Raw genomic sequence first — 14,303 nt, 5'->3', positions numbered from 1 at the left:
CAAAAGAACAACAGAAACGGGAAAATGATCGGCGATAGCCCGATAAATTCCGTGAAGGGGGCTAAGCCGTGCCCGGCCGTCAGACCGAAACCCAGAGCAGCGACACGAACGACAGGTAAATGACAACCTCGGTGAGCTGCTGGGTGGCCCCCAGGCAGTCGCCGGTATAGCCCGCGAGCCAGCGCCGGAAAAACCCGATCAGCCGCCCGCGCACCAGCGCCACCGGCAGCAGGAAGAGGCTATAGATCCAGAGCCCCGACACCACGATCAGCGCCACCAGCGGAGCCAGCCCGAACAGGGCGGCCACGGCCAGCTGTCCGCCCGTGATGCCCTGCGCAATGGGTTTGGCCTTGCTGTCGGCGTCTTCGCGGGCGTAGGGCAGCGCCCGGATCACCGATGCGGCCGTGAAGCGACTCAGGCTGTGCCCCACCACGTATTTAAGGGCGGCAGCCCAGCCAAAGGCTTCGACGGTCAGCATCGACTGCAGCGCAACCACCTTGACGGCCAGCAGCAGCCCCAGCCCGATGGTGCCGTAGGTACCCAGCCGGCTGTCTTTCATAATGGTCAGAATCTGCTCCTTCGACCAGCCGCCCCCGAACCCGTCGCAGACGTCGGCAAAGCCATCTTCGTGGAAAGCGCCCGTGGCCCAGACCGTAGCCGCCACGCTCAGCAGCACGGGCAGGTAGCCGGGTGGGAACAGTAGGGTGCCCAGCCAGTAGGTGCCGGCGCCGATGGCCCCCACGATCCAGCCGATAAGCGGAAAAAACTGGGTCGACCGGTTGAGTGCGTCGGCCGAGTGGTCGATCGATTTGGGCACCGGCAGGCGCGTATAAAACATCAGGGCGGTAAAAAACAAGCGCATAGCGAAGCAGAAAGGCGGCACTCGGCCACCGTGAACAGCAACGACTGGCCACAAACCAGTCGCCTAAAAATCCCCGGACCGGGGTACTAAACCCGCTGCAGCACGTCCATGTCGGCCATCTCGTTGAGCATGGCCACGGCCGCCGTAACGAGGGGGTAGGCCAGCGCACAGCCGGTGCCTTCGCCCAGCCGCATGCCCAGCCGGAGCAGGGGTGTGGCCTGCAGGTAGTCGAGCAGCAGCCGGTGCCCTGCTTCGTCGGACAGGTGGCAGAAAACACAGTGGTCGCGCACGGCGGGGTTGATCGCCAGGGCCACCAGCAGCGCCGACGTGGCAATGAACCCGTCGATCAGAATAACCATCCCGTTGTCGGCCGCCTGCAGCATACCGCCGGCCATGGCCGCCAGTTCGAGGCCACCCATAGCCGCCAGCACCGCCAGCGGGTCGGTCAGGTGCGCATACTGATCGGCGACCTCGTGCAGCAGCGCCTGCTTGCGGGCCAGGCCCGCGTCGTCGAGGCCGGTGCCCCGCCCGATGCACTGGTCCAGAGGCAGCCCCGTAAAGCGATGCATCAGCAGGGAGGCAGCCGAGGTATTGCCGATACCCATTTCGCCGAAGCCCACCACGTTGCAGTCGCGGTACTGAATGCCGTTGACCAGCGTCCGGCCGGCGTCGAGGGCAGCCGCGCACTCGTCGGCCGTCATGGCGGGCTCGTGGCGCATGTTGCGGGTGCCGGCGCGGACTTTAAACTTGACGAGTGTTTCGGTATTCTGCTCGAAGGTGCCGTCGACACCCACGTCGCAGACCAGCAGGGTAAGGCCGTTCTGGCGGCAGAACACGTTGATGGCGGCTCCCCCGGCCACGAAATTCTGCACCATGCCGTAGGTGATACTGGCCGGATAGGCGCTGATGCCTTCGGCAGCCAGACCGTGGTCGGCGGCAAAAACCAGCAGGTGGGGGTTGCGCAGGACCGGCGTTTCGGTTTGCTGAATGAGGGCCAGCTGGAGCGCCAGCGTTTCGAGCTGACCCAGAGCACCCAGGGGTTTTGTTTTGTTGTCGATGCGGTGACGTACGCGTTCTGTAAGCATAAGCAGGGCTGCCCGGACAGGGCCACCCGGTCGAAAAAATAGCGTGGCGGCCCAATGGCAGACGCAAAAGAAAACCCAACGCGCCGAAATCAGTTCACACCCCCAGATAAACGCGCCGAAAAATGGACAAACTACTGGGAGTGGATTGGGAAACGATGTTTGTACCGAGCAGCTCGGTGGCCGAAATGCTTATCCGGGGATCGCTGACCTACTGGTTCTGCTTTCTCTACATCCGGTTTTTCCGGCGCAGCTCGGGGCAGCTCATGATCAGTGATATTTTGCTTATCACGCTTATTTCCGACGCGGCCCAGAATGCCATGGCCGGCACCTACGAGTCGGTAACGGAAGGGGTGGTGCTGGTGGGTACGCTGGTAGGCTGGGATTATGCCCTCAACTGGCTGGGGTATCGATCGATGTTCGTTAACCGGATTAGCACGCCCGAGCCCGCCCTGCTGGTGCACAACGGGGTGCTGCAGCGCCAGACCATGAAGCGCGAACTGATTTCGGAGGAGGAACTGCTGGGGTTGCTGCGTATCAATGGTATCGACGACCCGGCCGACGTAAAAACCTGCTACCTCGAAGGCAGCGGCAGCGTCAGCGTGGTGCCTAAAAAGTAAGGGAGTAACGGGTGGGCGGCCGGCAGCAGACCGCCCACCCGCCGGCCGAACCGTTTGTATATAGTTAGATGATTGTCTAAATAACTAAACGAATATTTCATCCGTCAACCAATTCGGCCCGCTATGAACCTGCTTTTCAAGGCCCTGAACGATCCGACCCGCCGGGCCATCCTCGAGCTGCTGCGCGGGGGCGACCGCAATGCCGGCGATATTGCCGACTGTTTTGCCATGTCGAAACCCAGCATTTCGCACCACCTCGACCTGCTGAAACAGGCCGGCCTGGTCGACTCCCTCAAGCAGGGGCAGTTTGTGGTCTACACCCTCAATACCACCGTGCTCGACGAACTGCTGGGCTGGCTGCTGAGCCTGCAGCCATCAACCGCCCCGGTGCCTGCCCCCGAACCATCGACTACCAGCGCTCCATCCGAAACGATCTAAATCCCCCTGTCAACCATGAACAAGAAAACTAGTGCCGACGAATACCTGATGGCTATTCCCTGGATACTGTCGCTGACCTATATAGCCCTGGTGTGGCACCAGATACCCGATCGGCTCGCTACCCACTTCGATCTGACTGGCCAGCCCAATGGCTGGATGGGTAAGCCCGGCCTGCTGCTGACCTCGCTGGCGCTGGGTGTATTCGTGTACGGGTTGCTGCGCACAACTGCCCGCCCGTCGCTGCCTGCGGCAAAGCGGCACCTGCTCGATCGGTTGCGGTTTGTGGTCAATCTGTTTATGGCGGCCCTGCCGGCCGGACTGTTCTATATGGCTACCGGTACCGACCAACTGGCCACCGGCAACGTAACCATCATGGCCCTGACAGGGCTGTTTATTGCGGCCGTGGGCAACTACACCATTTCCATCAAACCGAATCCGTATGTGGGGGTGCGCACACCCTGGACCCTGCGCAGCGAGCGCGTCTGGATGCGGTCGAACCGGCTGGGTGGCCGGCTGATGGTAGCGGGGGGCCTGTTGAGCAGTGTGCTGGCCCTGCTGGTGCCGGCGCCCTACATGATCGGCGCGGTGGTGACTATGGTGCTTATAACGGCGCTCATTCCCGTGGTGTATTCCTACGTGTATTACCGGCAGGAGCAGGCCGGACAGCTAACCGACCAATAGCCAGTGCGATCAATCCGCTTTCCTGCCACCCGCCATTTTTTTATGCGTATGCGACCTGTTCTACCACTATTTATGCTGCTGCTGGGGCTATTGCCCGCGGCCAGTGCCCAGACCGAAGAGCCCATGTCGGCCCGCATCAGCGAACCGGCCGGCATCGACTTTACGCTCGATGGCACCCTTACGCTGCCGAACGGCACCAAAGGCCCCGTGCCGGTAGTGCTGCTCATTGCCGGCTCGGGCCCGACCGACCGCGATGGCAACAGCCCCGTACCCCTCGGTACGCTGGGTACGGTGAAGGGGGCTCCGTTCCGGATGCTGGCCGACAGCCTGGCACGGCTGGGGATTGCCGTGGCCCGCTACGACAAACGCTACGCCGGTGCCAAACAGCTGGCGGGCAGTGCGCGGCTGCCCATCAGGGATTTCCGGTTCGATTACTACGTCAGCGATGCGCTGGGCTTCATCCGGCAGCTGCAGGCCGACAGGCGCTTTTCGCGGGTCATCGTAGCCGGCCACAGCGAAGGGTCGCTCGTGGGTATGCTGGCGGCCAAACGGGCCGGGGTGCCGGCCTACATCTCGCTCTCGGGCGCGGGGCGCAGCATTGCCGAAGTACTGAAAACCCAGTATGGTGGGCTGCCCGAGGCCCAGCGGCAGCGCGTCTGGGCCGACCTCGATTCGCTGCGGGCGGGTCTGCCGGTGCGCCAGCCGGAGCCGGTGGCCATGGCCGTACTGCAACCGTCGACCCAGCCGCTGATGATGTCGTGGATGCGCTATGACCCGGCCGCCGAACTGCGGGGCTTCAGGGGAAAGGTGCTGCTGGTCAACGGTGAGCGCGACATGCAGGTGGGTGTCGATGAAGCGAAGGCCCTCAAAGCCGCCCGCCCCGACGCCCTGCTGCTGCTCTTTCCGGGCATGACCCATATGCTCAAAAACGTCGACGGTACCGACCAGCTGGCCAACCTGCAAACCTACGTCCGGCCCGATCTGCCGCTGACGCCCGGGCTGGCCACGGCCATGGCCCGCTTTATCAACGCCCGCTGACCGATCCCACGAAAAGCCCGACTGCGCTGCAGCGGGCTTTTTTGTGGCGTTTACTTTTTTGGCGTTCTAAAAAACGGTTACCTTTACCGCTGCTTACTTCAAGCCAGACTTTAGGGGTGTTCGCTTTCGGGCGGGCTGAGATGATACCCTTTGAACCTGAACAGGATAATGCCTGCGAAGGGAAAAGTGATCCGGCTGACCAGCCTGTACCGGCGCGCCCCTGGCGTTTGTCGAGTCGGGTCGGCGCTGTTCTTCCCCTGCTGTTTGGCCTAACCAAAACCGGTTGCCAAACCATGCTCATTCAACTCAATTCACAACCCGTCGACTGTCCGCCCGCCGGCACCCTGCTGGCCCTGCTCGACAGTCTCGGTCTTGCCGACCGCAACGGCACGGCCGTGGCCTGCAACGACCGCATTGTGCCCCGCAGCCGCTGGGCACAGACCCAGCTGGCCGAAAACGATTCGATCACGCTTATTCAGGCCACGCAGGGAGGATAGCCATGAGCCAGTCATCGAAACCAACGCCCGTGGCTGAGCCCATCAGCCGCCAGCCACTGACCGGCTCGCGCAAAATCTACGTGCCCGGTCAGCTACACGCCATTCAGGTCGCCATGCGCGAAATCAGGGTTTCCGATACCGTGAGTCAGGTCGGCGGTCGTACGGTACGCACGCCCAACCCGCCCGTCACTGTCTACGACACCAGTGGCCCCTACACCGACCCGGACGTGACCATCGATCTCAAAAAAGGGTTGCCGCGCCTGCGCGAGGCCTGGATTCGCGACCGGGCCGACGTGGAAGAACTGCCCGGTCTGTCGTCGGCCTACGGGCAGCAGCGGCAGGCCGATCCGGGACTCGATGCGCTGCGGTTCGAGCACATCCGGCCGCCCCTGCGGGCGCGGGCCGGCCAGACCGTGACCCAGCTGCACTATGCCCGGCGCGGTATCATCACGCCCGAGATGGAGTATATCGCCATTCGCGAAAACCAGCGCATCGATGCCCTGCCGGCTACCGACCCGCTCCGGCAGCAGCACCCCGGCAACAGCTTCGGCGCCCATACGCCAGCCAACCGTATCACGCCCGAGTTTGTGCGGCAGGAGGTGGCCGCCGGGCGGGCCATTATCCCGGCCAACATCAACCACCCCGAAAGCGAGCCCATGATTATCGGGCGCAACTTCCTGGTCAAGATCAACACCAACATCGGCAACTCGGTGGTTACGTCGGGCATCGACGAAGAAGTCGAGAAAGCCGTGTGGAGCTGCCGGTGGGGGGGCGATACGCTGATGGATCTCTCGACGGGCAAAAACATTCACGAAACCCGCGAATGGATTATCCGCAACTGCCCCGTTCCGGTGGGTACCGTACCGATCTACCAGGCCCTCGAAAAAGTAAACGGAAAAGCCGAAAACCTGAGCTGGGAGCTGTTTCGCGACACGCTGATCGAGCAGGCCGAGCAGGGGGTCGATTATTTCACCATCCACGCGGGGGTGTTGCTGCGCTACATTCCGCTGACGGCCCGGCGCGTAACCGGCATCGTGTCGCGTGGGGGCAGCATCATGGCCAAGTGGTGCCTGGCCCATCACCGGGAAAACTTCCTCTATACGCATTTCGAGGAAATCTGCGCCATCATGAAGGCCTACGATGTGTCGTTTTCGCTGGGCGACGGGCTGCGCCCCGGCTCTATTGCCGACGCCAACGACGCGGCTCAGTTTGCCGAACTCGAAACGCTGGGCGAACTAACCAAGATCGCCTGGCAGCACGATGTGCAGGTCATGGTCGAAGGGCCCGGCCATGTGCCGATGCACCTCATCAAAGCCAACATGGAAAAGCAGCTGGCGCATTGCGACGAAGCGCCGTTCTATACGCTGGGGCCGCTCACCACCGACATCGCGCCGGGCTACGACCACATCACCTCGGCCATCGGGGCCGCCATGATCGGCTGGTACGGCACGGCCATGCTCTGTTACGTGACGCCCAAAGAACACCTGGGATTACCCAACCGGCAGGACGTAAAAGACGGGGTGATTACCTACAAAATTGCCGCCCACGCGGCCGATCTGGCCAAAGGGCACCCGGGCGCGCAGTACCGCGACAACGCGCTGAGCAAGGCCCGCTTCGAGTTTCGCTGGGAGGATCAGTTCAACCTCGCCCTCGACCCCGATACGGCCCGGTCGTACCACGACGAAACGCTGCCGGCCGAAGGGGCTAAAACGGCGCACTTCTGCTCGATGTGCGGTCCGAATTTCTGCTCCATGAAAATCACCCAGGACGTGCGCGACTACGCCGACCAGCAGGGGCTGGCCGAGGCCGATGCCCTGCAGGAAGCCATGGCCGCCAAAGCCCGCGCCTTTGTTGAACAGGGAAGCGCTCTGTACCACTAACCGCCCATCCCATGATCAGTTCGCTGCACTACATTACGGCCCACCCGGCCGAGGCCGAACGCGCCTGCCGCGCCGGTGTCGACTGGGTACAGTTGCGGGTGAAAAACGTTCGTCCCGCCGACTGGAAAGCCATGGCCCTCGACACGCAGGCCATCTGCCGGCAGTTTGGCGCCCGTTTCATCCTGAACGACAACGTGGCGCTGGCCGGCGACATCGGCGCCGATGGGGTGCACGTCGGCAACGACGACCTGCCCGTGGCCGACGCCCGGCGGCTGCTGGGCCCCGGCGTTATCATCGGCGGCACGGCCAATACCCCCGAGCACATTACCCGGCACTGGGCCGGTGGAGCCAGCTACATCGGGCTGGGGCCCTACCGGTTCACCACCACCAAGACCGGTCTCAGCCCGGTGCTCGGGCTGGCGGGTTACACCCGCATCCTGGCCTACTGCCGGTCGGTCGGTATGCCGCTGCCGGTGGTAGCCATCGGGGGCATTCAGCTCGCCGACGTGCCCGACCTGCTGGCAACAGGCGTAGCGGGCATTGCCGTTTCGCAGGCCATCACCCGCGATCCCGACGCCCAGGTGCCAGCCCTGCTGGCTGCCCTGTCGGGCATTCAACCCATCACCGCTTATCCGACAACCTTATGACTGCACAACCCTTTTACCTGGCCGACCGGCAGTTTACGTCGCGGCTGTTTACCGGCACCGGCAAGTTTAGTTCGATGGCCCTGATGGCCGATGCGCTGCGGGCGTCGGGCTCGGAGCTGGTTACGGTGGCCCTCAAGCGGGTCGACGTGGCCAACCCAGCCGACGATACGCTGGCGCACCTCAACGCGCCCCACCAGCACCTGCTGCCCAACACTTCGGGTGTCAGGACGGCCCACGAAGCCGTTTTTGCCGCCGAACTGGCCCGCGAAGCCCTCGAAACGAACTGGATCAAACTGGAAATTCACCCCGACCCGCGCTACCTGCTGCCCGACCCCATCGAAACGCTCAGGGCCGCCGAAGAACTGGTGAAGCGGGGCTTTGTGGTGCTGCCGTACTGCCACGCCGATCCGGTGCTCTGCAAGCGGCTCGAAGCGGTGGGCGTGGCGGCCGTGATGCCGCTGGGTGCCCCCATCGGCTCTAACCGGGGGCTGCGCACCCGCGATTTTCTGGCGCTGATTATCGAACAAAGCAGCGTACCCGTGGTGGTCGATGCGGGTATCGGCGCACCCTCACACGCGGCCGAAGCCATGGAGCTGGGCGCCGACGCTGTACTGGTCAACACGGCTATTGCGGTCAGCGATAACCCGGTGCAGATGGCCACCGCGTTCCGACTGGCGGTAGAAGCCGGCCGGCTGGCCTACGAAGCCCGGCTGGGGGCCGTACTCGACCGGGCCGACGCCAGCAGCCCCCTCACTGCCTTTCTGGATCTGTAGTCACCGTCTGTTTCCCTTCTTATGTTTACCGACATCCTCGCGCACCACGCCTGGGCGGCTACCCGGGCGGCCTGGGCCACCAAAACAAGCGCCGATGTGGAGCGTGCCCTCGCCCGTACCGACCGGTCGCTTGCCGACTTTCAGGCGCTAATCTCGCCGGCGGCCGCGCCGTATCTGGAGGAGATGGCGCGCCAGAGCCAGCGCCTGACCCAGCAGCGGTTTGGCAAAACCATGCAGCTCTACGCCCCCCTGTATCTCTCGAACGAGTGCCAGAACATCTGCACCTACTGCGCCTTCAGCGTCGACAACAAAATTCGCCGGCGCACCCTCACCGACGACGAGATGGGCCGCGAGGCCGATGCGTTGCGGGGCATGGGTTACGAGCACGTGCTGCTGGTGACGGGCGAGGCCCAGCAGACGGTGGGCGTGCCGTACCTGCAAAACGCCCTGCGGCAGCTGCGGGGCCGGTTTGCCCAGGTGTCGATGGAAGTGCAGCCGCTGGACCAGATCGATTACGAACAGCTGATGGCCGACGGCCTCCATACGGTGCTGGTGTACCAGGAAACCTACGACCCCGATCGCTACCGCCTGCACCACCCCAAAGGACGCAAAGCCAACTTCGGCTACCGCGTGGAAACGCCCGACCGGCTGGGGCGCGCCGGTATCCACCGCATGGGCCTGGGGGCGCTGCTGGGGCTGGCCGACTGGCGCACCGACAGTGTGTTTACCGCCCTGCACCTGCGCTACCTCGAGCGGACGTACTGGAAAACCCGCTACAGCCTTTCGTTTCCCCGCCTGCGCCCCATCGACCGGCTCGGGGCCGAGGGCGTCAGCAGCCACGCGTTTGGCGCCTGCATGACCGACCGCGAACTGGTACAGCTGATCTGCGCCTACCGGCTGTTTAGCCCCGACCTCGAACTATCGCTGTCGACGCGCGAAAGCCCGCGGTTTCGCGATCATGTGCTGTCGCTGGGCATCACCAGCCTCAGCGCCGGCTCCCGAACCAACCCCGGCGGCTACGTGGTCGACCCGCAGTCGCTGGAACAGTTTGACATCTCGGACGAGCGGTCGCCCGCCGAGATGGCCGCCGTTATTCGCCGGGCGGGCTACGAGCCGGTCTGGAAAGACTGGGATGCTTCGCTGATGCCGCTATGCCACTAACCGACGCCGACCGACGCCGGTATAGCCGGCACCTGCTGCTGCCCGAACTGGGCGACGCCGGACAGGAAGCGCTCAAAAACGCCCGGGTACTGGTGGTGGGGGCGGGGGGGCTGGGCTGCCCCGTATTGCAGTACCTGACGGCTGCGGGCATCGGTACACTCGGCGTAATCGATGGCGACACCGTGGCCGAGAGCAACCTGCAGCGCCAGATTCTGTTTGGCCCCGCCGACGTGGGGTACCTGAAAGCCACCGTAGCCGTGGCCCGGCTGTCGGCGCAAAACCCGCTTATCACACTGCGGGCCCACACCCACTGGCTTACCGCCGACACGGTACTCGATACGCTGGCCGACTACGATCTGGTGGTCGACGGGTCGGATAATTTTGCCACGCGCTACCTCGTCAGCGACGCCTGCGTGGTACTGGGAAAACCGCTCGTGTCGGGGGCGATTCACCGCTTCGAAGGCCAGGTAACGGTGCTGAACCTGGGCGACGGCCCTACCTACCGCTGTCTCTATCCCGACCCGGGCGATTTGCCCGGCTGCGCCGAAGCGGGGGTGCTGGGCGTACTGCCCGGTGTAGTGGGCTGTCTGATGGCCAGTGAGGTCATTAAACTCTGTACGGGCATCGGCACCGTGCTGAGCGGGCAGCTGCTGGTCGTCGACGCGCTGACCCTGCAGTTCCGGCAGTTTGGGTTCGAGGCCGACCCGGCTAATAAGAACCGCAGCCAGCTGCCCGACGCGCTGCCCGGTTGTGAGCCCACTCTCCCCGAGCTGACCTACGCCACCCTGCAGTACCGCCTGAAAACGGAACCCGATCTGTTGCTGGTGGATGTGCGCGAACCCGCCGAACGGATTGTGGCGTCGCTGGGGGGGCAGTCCATTCCCCTGGCTAGGCTGCTGGCCGATCCCGGTCTGGTGCCCGCCGACCGGCCCGTAGTGGTGTACTGCCAGTCGGGACAGCGTAGCCGGAAAGCCGTGGCTTTTCTGTTGGCGCACGGCTACGAGCGGGTTGCCAGTCTGCGCGGGGGCATGCAGGGGCGCTGAATGATAGCTATTCGGCCGGCGGCCCCTCAACAGATGGCGCGCAGGTCCCGAACCGCAGCGACCGGGTCGGGGGCCTGCCAGAGCGTGCCCAGCACGGCCGCCCCGTCGAAGCCGGCCGCCCGCACCTGATCGATGTTGCTGGCCTGCACCCCGCCGAGTCCGATCAGCCGGGGCAGCGGTACCGACGCCTGACGGAGCAACTGAACGTGGGTGGCCAGCGCCGGCAGCGGTACCGTGGGGCTATAGCCGGGCTTGCTGAGGCTGGGAAACAGGGGACTGAAAAACGCGAGGCTGACGCGCCCCGCCAGTCCGGGCCAGTCGGCGAGGCTATGCACGCTGGTCGAATACGCCCGTTGGTCCGCTGGTGCCTGCCGGCGGGCCTGCTCGGTCCAGTGACGCCGGAAGAAACCGGCGGGCCGATCGAAGGGGAGCAGCAGCTGCGACTGCCACGGCTGCAGGGTGGTGGTGAGCAGCTGGTTGCGCAGGGCAGGGGTGTCGGGCTGACGCACGTAGAGGTAATCGAGACCCGCGTCGAAGAGGGCGGGCAGCAGCGCCCACTGCCGGTCGGCGAGGGTCGGAAGGGTGATACCGACGAGCAAAAAAGCCATAGGTCAGGCAGGGGATAAGACGCCGTAAAGATACCGGTCGGCGCACTAGCGGCTAAACAAAAACTACCCATTCGGCATTTACACGCTTATTTCGATACCTTTGCGCTGTTCTTTGTAACACCCGTCAATCGGATGGTCGGTTTCGGTGGTTGCCCCGCTTCACCAGGCACCACAGGAATTAAAAAAGGAATCGTGTGTAAATCACGAGCAGACGTGCTACTGTAAGTATCCGTTTCTGAACAGAAACAAGTCGTTGCCCAGCAGGCCCATTGTCCGGTACCGGATGAGAAGGGCGGTACCGATGATACGAGCCAGGAGACTTGCCGACCTTCTCAATGGCTGTGCCCTCACGATCCGGGGCCCGGTTCACGCATTGATTTACTACCGTAGGGAGAGTGCCAACACCGCGCGCGTCAGGCGTGCCGGCCGTGGCGTGGCTGTGCGTTGTACAGGCCGCGTCGGGCTGGCCGGCTGCGGGTGTGGGGGAGGTCTGTGCCAACGGGGTAGGTCCACCGGTTTTTTTGGCGGGTGGGTGTTTCAGGGGCGTTTGTCTAACACCTTTTAACACACAGTACGTATGCTGACGCATAACCTCGGCTACCCGCGCATCGGGAGCCACCGCGAACTCAAACGGGCCTGCGAACAGTTCTGGGCCGGCCGCATCACCGCCGACGAGCTGCTGGCCACCGGCCAGGCCATTCGCCGGGCCAACTGGCTCACCCAGCAGGCGGCCGGTATCGACCTGCTGCCGGTCAATGATTTTTCGTTCTACGACCAGGTGCTCGACACGGCCCTGCTCGTGGGGGCCGTGCCCGACCGCTACCAGCCCCTCCTGGCCGAGCGGCCCGATCTGACGCTGTATTTCGCCATGGCGCGGGGCATCCAGCGCGCTGGAGTCGACATACCGGCTATGGAGATGACCAAGTGGTTCGATACCAACTACCACTACCTGGTGCCCGAATTCAGCCGCAACCAGTCGTTCCGGCGCTACGGCGACAAACTTGTCCGGGAGTTCGACGAGGCCCGGGATCTGGGCCTGACGACCAAGCCCGTGCTGCTCGGCCCCGTGTCGTTTCTGCTGCTCGGTAAAGAAAAGGAGCCGGGCTTCCGGCGCATCGACCTGCTCGACAACCTGCTGCCCGTCTACGTCAGTCTGCTGCAGGAGCTGGCCCGGCACGGGGCGGAGTGGGTGCAGCTCGACGAGCCCTGCCTGACGCTCGACCTCACGCCCGATGAACAGCAGGCGTACGGGCGGGCCTACCAGACCATCCGGCAGGCCGTGCCGGGGCTGAAGCTGATGGTGGCCACGTATTTTGAATGCCTGGGGGCCAACCTCCAGACCGGTGCCCAACTGCCCGTCGACTGTCTGCACCTCGATCTGGTGCGGTGCCCGTCGCAGCTGGGCGATCTGCTGGCCGATACCCGGCTGGCCGCAACGGTCAAGTGCCTGTCGCTGGGCGTGGTCGATGGCCGCAACATCTGGAAAAATGACTTTGTTCGGTCGCTCAACCTCATTCGGCAGGCCATCGACGGGTTCGGTGCCGACCGGCTGATGCTGGCGCCTTCCTGTTCGCTGCTGCACAGCCCCTGTGATCTGGACCTTGAACAGAACGAGGCTGTACTGACACCCGCCATGAAGCGCTGGATGGCGTTTGCCCGCCAGAAACTCGATGAGGTGGTGACGCTGGGCAAACTGGCTACGGCCACAACCAGCGACAGCGTGGGCGCGTTGCTGGCCGACAATCAGGCCGCCATCGACAGCCGGCGCACCTCGCCCCTGATTCACAAGCCCCGGGTGGCGGCCCGCGTGCAGGCCATCGAGCCCGCCGATTTTAATCGGCAGAGTGCCTTTGTCAGTCGGCAGGTGCTGCAGACGGCCAGTCTGCGGTTACCGCTGTTTCCAACCACCACCATCGGCTCGTTTCCGCAGACCGACGCCGTCCGGCAGCTGCGGGCGCGCTTTAAAAAGGGTGAACTGACGGTTGCCGATTACAACCAGGCGCTGGAAGCCGAAACCGAAGCCGCGATTCGCTGGCAGGAGGCCGTTGGGCTCGATGTGCTGGTACACGGCGAGTTCGAGCGCAACGACATGGTCGAATACTTTGGCGAGCAGCTGGCGGGCTACGTGTTTACGCAGAACGGCTGGGTGCAGAGCTACGGCAGCCGCTGCGTGAAGCCGCCCATTATCTACGGCGATGTGGAGCGCCCCCGGCCCATGACCGTGCGCTGGACGGCCTTTGCCCAATCGCGCACCGACCGGTTCATGAAAGGCATGCTGACCGGCCCGATCACGATGCTGCAATGGTCGTTTGTGCGCGACGATCAGCCCCGCCGGACCACGGCGTTTCAGCTGGCCCTGGCCATCCGCGATGAAGTGGTGGACCTCGAACGGGCGGGTATCCGGATCATCCAGATCGACGAGCCGGCCATTCGCGAAGGGCTGCCGCTGCGCCGGGCCGACTGGCCGGCCTACCTGCAGTGGGCCGTCGACGCCTTCCGGCTGAGCGCGGCCGGGGTGGCCGATCAGACCCAGATCCATACCCACATGTGCTACTCGGAGTTCAACGACATCATCGACTCGATTGCCCGGCTGGATGCCGACGTAATTACCATTGAAACGTCGCGGTCGCAGATGGAACTGCTCGATGCCTTCGCCCATTTTCAGTACCCCAACGAAATCGGCCCCGGCGTGTACGACATCCATTCGCCCCGCGTGCCGACGGTTGCCGAGATGGTGACGCTGCTCGAAAAGGCGCTGGTGCATATCCCCGCCCGCAACCTGTGGGTCAACCCCGACTGCGGGCTGAAAACCCGGGCGTGGCCCGAAACGCGGCAGGCGCTCGAGCACATGGTCGAAGCGGCCCGGCAGCTGCAACGGTCGCACGCCCTGGTGTAGCCGGGGCCAATCGGTCCGGTTCGACGCTGACCCGGGTATAGGCGGCTGGCAGCCAGCGAAGCACCCGCACGGGGCTT

The 14,303-nt window shown here is 64.1% G+C and carries 14 protein-coding genes and 2 riboswitches; of the genes, 11 read left to right on the top strand and 3 right to left on the bottom strand.

Annotated elements, in window-relative coordinates:
- Positions 1–79: 79 nt before the first annotated feature.
- Together ACYVAC_RS11920 and cobT are read right to left on the bottom strand one after the other, a co-directional pair.
- Complete coding sequence (locus ACYVAC_RS11920) at positions 80–862, bottom strand: adenosylcobinamide-GDP ribazoletransferase (protein ID WP_461097909.1); 783 nt, start codon at positions 860–862, stop codon at positions 80–82.
- A gap of 86 nt (positions 863–948) precedes the next feature.
- Positions 949–1,947 (bottom strand): nicotinate-nucleotide--dimethylbenzimidazole phosphoribosyltransferase, encoded by a 999-nt coding sequence (gene cobT / locus ACYVAC_RS11915; protein ID WP_461097908.1) that lies wholly within the window; start codon positions 1,945–1,947, stop codon positions 949–951.
- 122 nt (positions 1,948–2,069) lie between these two features.
- Between cobT and ACYVAC_RS11910 the strand changes: the two genes are divergently transcribed.
- The 10 genes from ACYVAC_RS11910 to moeB all read left to right on the top strand — a co-directional run bounded on the left by ACYVAC_RS11910 (position 2,070) and on the right by moeB (position 10,722).
- On the top strand, positions 2,070–2,564 hold the full coding sequence (locus tag ACYVAC_RS11910; protein WP_461097907.1) for a DUF421 domain-containing protein: 495 nt from the start codon (positions 2,070–2,072) through the stop codon (positions 2,562–2,564).
- A 123-nt stretch (positions 2,565–2,687) separates the two neighbouring features.
- Positions 2,688–3,002, top strand: coding sequence for an autorepressor SdpR family transcription factor (locus ACYVAC_RS11905; RefSeq protein WP_461097906.1), 315 nt, complete (start codon positions 2,688–2,690; stop codon positions 3,000–3,002).
- 15 nt (positions 3,003–3,017) lie between these two features.
- The gene (locus ACYVAC_RS11900; RefSeq protein ID WP_461097905.1) at positions 3,018–3,683 is read left to right on the top strand and encodes an SdpI family protein; all 666 of its coding nucleotides are present in this window, start codon (positions 3,018–3,020) and stop codon (positions 3,681–3,683) included.
- A 48-nt stretch (positions 3,684–3,731) separates the two neighbouring features.
- Positions 3,732–4,721, top strand: a complete 990-nt coding sequence (locus ACYVAC_RS11895) for an alpha/beta hydrolase family protein (RefSeq protein ID WP_461097904.1) — start codon at positions 3,732–3,734, stop codon at positions 4,719–4,721.
- A 102-nt stretch (positions 4,722–4,823) separates the two neighbouring features.
- A riboswitch (TPP riboswitch) is annotated at positions 4,824–4,921 on the top strand.
- Between the two features lie 93 nt (positions 4,922–5,014).
- Positions 5,015–5,218 (top strand): sulfur carrier protein ThiS, encoded by a 204-nt coding sequence (gene thiS / locus ACYVAC_RS11890; RefSeq protein WP_461097903.1) that lies wholly within the window; start codon positions 5,015–5,017, stop codon positions 5,216–5,218.
- 2 nt (positions 5,219–5,220) lie between these two features.
- Positions 5,221–7,098, top strand: coding sequence for a phosphomethylpyrimidine synthase ThiC (thiC, locus tag ACYVAC_RS11885; RefSeq protein WP_461097902.1), 1,878 nt, complete (start codon positions 5,221–5,223; stop codon positions 7,096–7,098).
- 11 nt (positions 7,099–7,109) lie between these two features.
- Positions 7,110–7,745 carry a thiamine phosphate synthase gene (gene thiE / locus ACYVAC_RS11880; protein ID WP_461097901.1) on the top strand — a complete coding sequence of 212 codons (636 nt, stop codon included), beginning with the start codon at positions 7,110–7,112 and terminating at the stop codon, positions 7,743–7,745.
- Positions 7,742–8,518, top strand: a complete 777-nt coding sequence (locus ACYVAC_RS11875) for a thiazole synthase (protein WP_461097900.1) — start codon at positions 7,742–7,744, stop codon at positions 8,516–8,518. Before thiE ends, ACYVAC_RS11875 begins: the two co-directional genes overlap by 4 nt.
- A gap of 21 nt (positions 8,519–8,539) precedes the next feature.
- Positions 8,540–9,679: a 2-iminoacetate synthase ThiH gene (gene thiH / locus ACYVAC_RS11870; RefSeq protein WP_461097899.1), complete on the top strand. Its 1,140-nt coding sequence runs from the start codon at positions 8,540–8,542 to the stop codon at positions 9,677–9,679.
- On the top strand, positions 9,670–10,722 hold the full coding sequence (gene moeB / locus ACYVAC_RS11865) for a molybdopterin-synthase adenylyltransferase MoeB (RefSeq protein WP_461097898.1): 1,053 nt from the start codon (positions 9,670–9,672) through the stop codon (positions 10,720–10,722). Before thiH ends, moeB begins: the two co-directional genes overlap by 10 nt.
- A gap of 26 nt (positions 10,723–10,748) precedes the next feature.
- Here the strand turns inward: moeB and ACYVAC_RS11860 are convergent, their stop codons facing one another.
- Positions 10,749–11,330 (bottom strand): thiamine phosphate synthase, encoded by a 582-nt coding sequence (locus tag ACYVAC_RS11860; RefSeq protein ID WP_461097897.1) that lies wholly within the window; start codon positions 11,328–11,330, stop codon positions 10,749–10,751.
- 120 nt (positions 11,331–11,450) lie between these two features.
- Positions 11,451–11,672, top strand: a riboswitch (cobalamin riboswitch).
- Positions 11,673–11,907: 235 nt separating this feature from the next.
- Here ACYVAC_RS11860 and metE point away from each other — a divergent pair.
- Positions 11,908–14,226 carry a 5-methyltetrahydropteroyltriglutamate--homocysteine S-methyltransferase gene (gene metE, locus ACYVAC_RS11855; protein ID WP_461097896.1) on the top strand — a complete coding sequence of 773 codons (2,319 nt, stop codon included), beginning with the start codon at positions 11,908–11,910 and terminating at the stop codon, positions 14,224–14,226.
- The last annotated feature ends 77 nt before the right edge of the window (positions 14,227–14,303 follow it).

This window comes from Spirosoma luteolum (assembly GCF_054778875.1).
The sequence above is the reverse complement of the archived record's forward strand: the minus strand, read 5'-3'. Positions and strand labels throughout refer to the sequence as shown.

Bases quoted from the DNA above. Each gene is read 5' to 3' on its own strand.
- ACYVAC_RS11920 (WP_461097909.1), bottom strand. From the start codon at position 862: ATGCGCTTGTTTTTTACCGCCCTGATGTTTTATACGCGCCTGCCGGTG.
- cobT (WP_461097908.1), bottom strand. From the start codon at position 1,947: ATGCTTACAGAACGCGTACGTCACCGCATCGACAACAAAACAAAACCC.
- ACYVAC_RS11910 (WP_461097907.1), top strand. From the start codon at position 2,070: ATGGACAAACTACTGGGAGTGGATTGGGAAACGATGTTTGTACCGAGC.
- ACYVAC_RS11905 (WP_461097906.1), top strand. From the start codon at position 2,688: ATGAACCTGCTTTTCAAGGCCCTGAACGATCCGACCCGCCGGGCCATC.
- ACYVAC_RS11900 (WP_461097905.1), top strand. From the start codon at position 3,018: ATGAACAAGAAAACTAGTGCCGACGAATACCTGATGGCTATTCCCTGG.
- ACYVAC_RS11895 (WP_461097904.1), top strand. From the start codon at position 3,732: ATGCGACCTGTTCTACCACTATTTATGCTGCTGCTGGGGCTATTGCCC.
- thiS (WP_461097903.1), top strand. From the start codon at position 5,015: ATGCTCATTCAACTCAATTCACAACCCGTCGACTGTCCGCCCGCCGGC.
- thiC (WP_461097902.1), top strand. From the start codon at position 5,221: ATGAGCCAGTCATCGAAACCAACGCCCGTGGCTGAGCCCATCAGCCGC.
- thiE (WP_461097901.1), top strand. From the start codon at position 7,110: ATGATCAGTTCGCTGCACTACATTACGGCCCACCCGGCCGAGGCCGAA.
- ACYVAC_RS11875 (WP_461097900.1), top strand. From the start codon at position 7,742: ATGACTGCACAACCCTTTTACCTGGCCGACCGGCAGTTTACGTCGCGG.
- thiH (WP_461097899.1), top strand. From the start codon at position 8,540: ATGTTTACCGACATCCTCGCGCACCACGCCTGGGCGGCTACCCGGGCG.
- moeB (WP_461097898.1), top strand. From the start codon at position 9,670: ATGCCACTAACCGACGCCGACCGACGCCGGTATAGCCGGCACCTGCTG.
- ACYVAC_RS11860 (WP_461097897.1), bottom strand. From the start codon at position 11,330: ATGGCTTTTTTGCTCGTCGGTATCACCCTTCCGACCCTCGCCGACCGG.
- metE (WP_461097896.1), top strand. From the start codon at position 11,908: ATGCTGACGCATAACCTCGGCTACCCGCGCATCGGGAGCCACCGCGAA.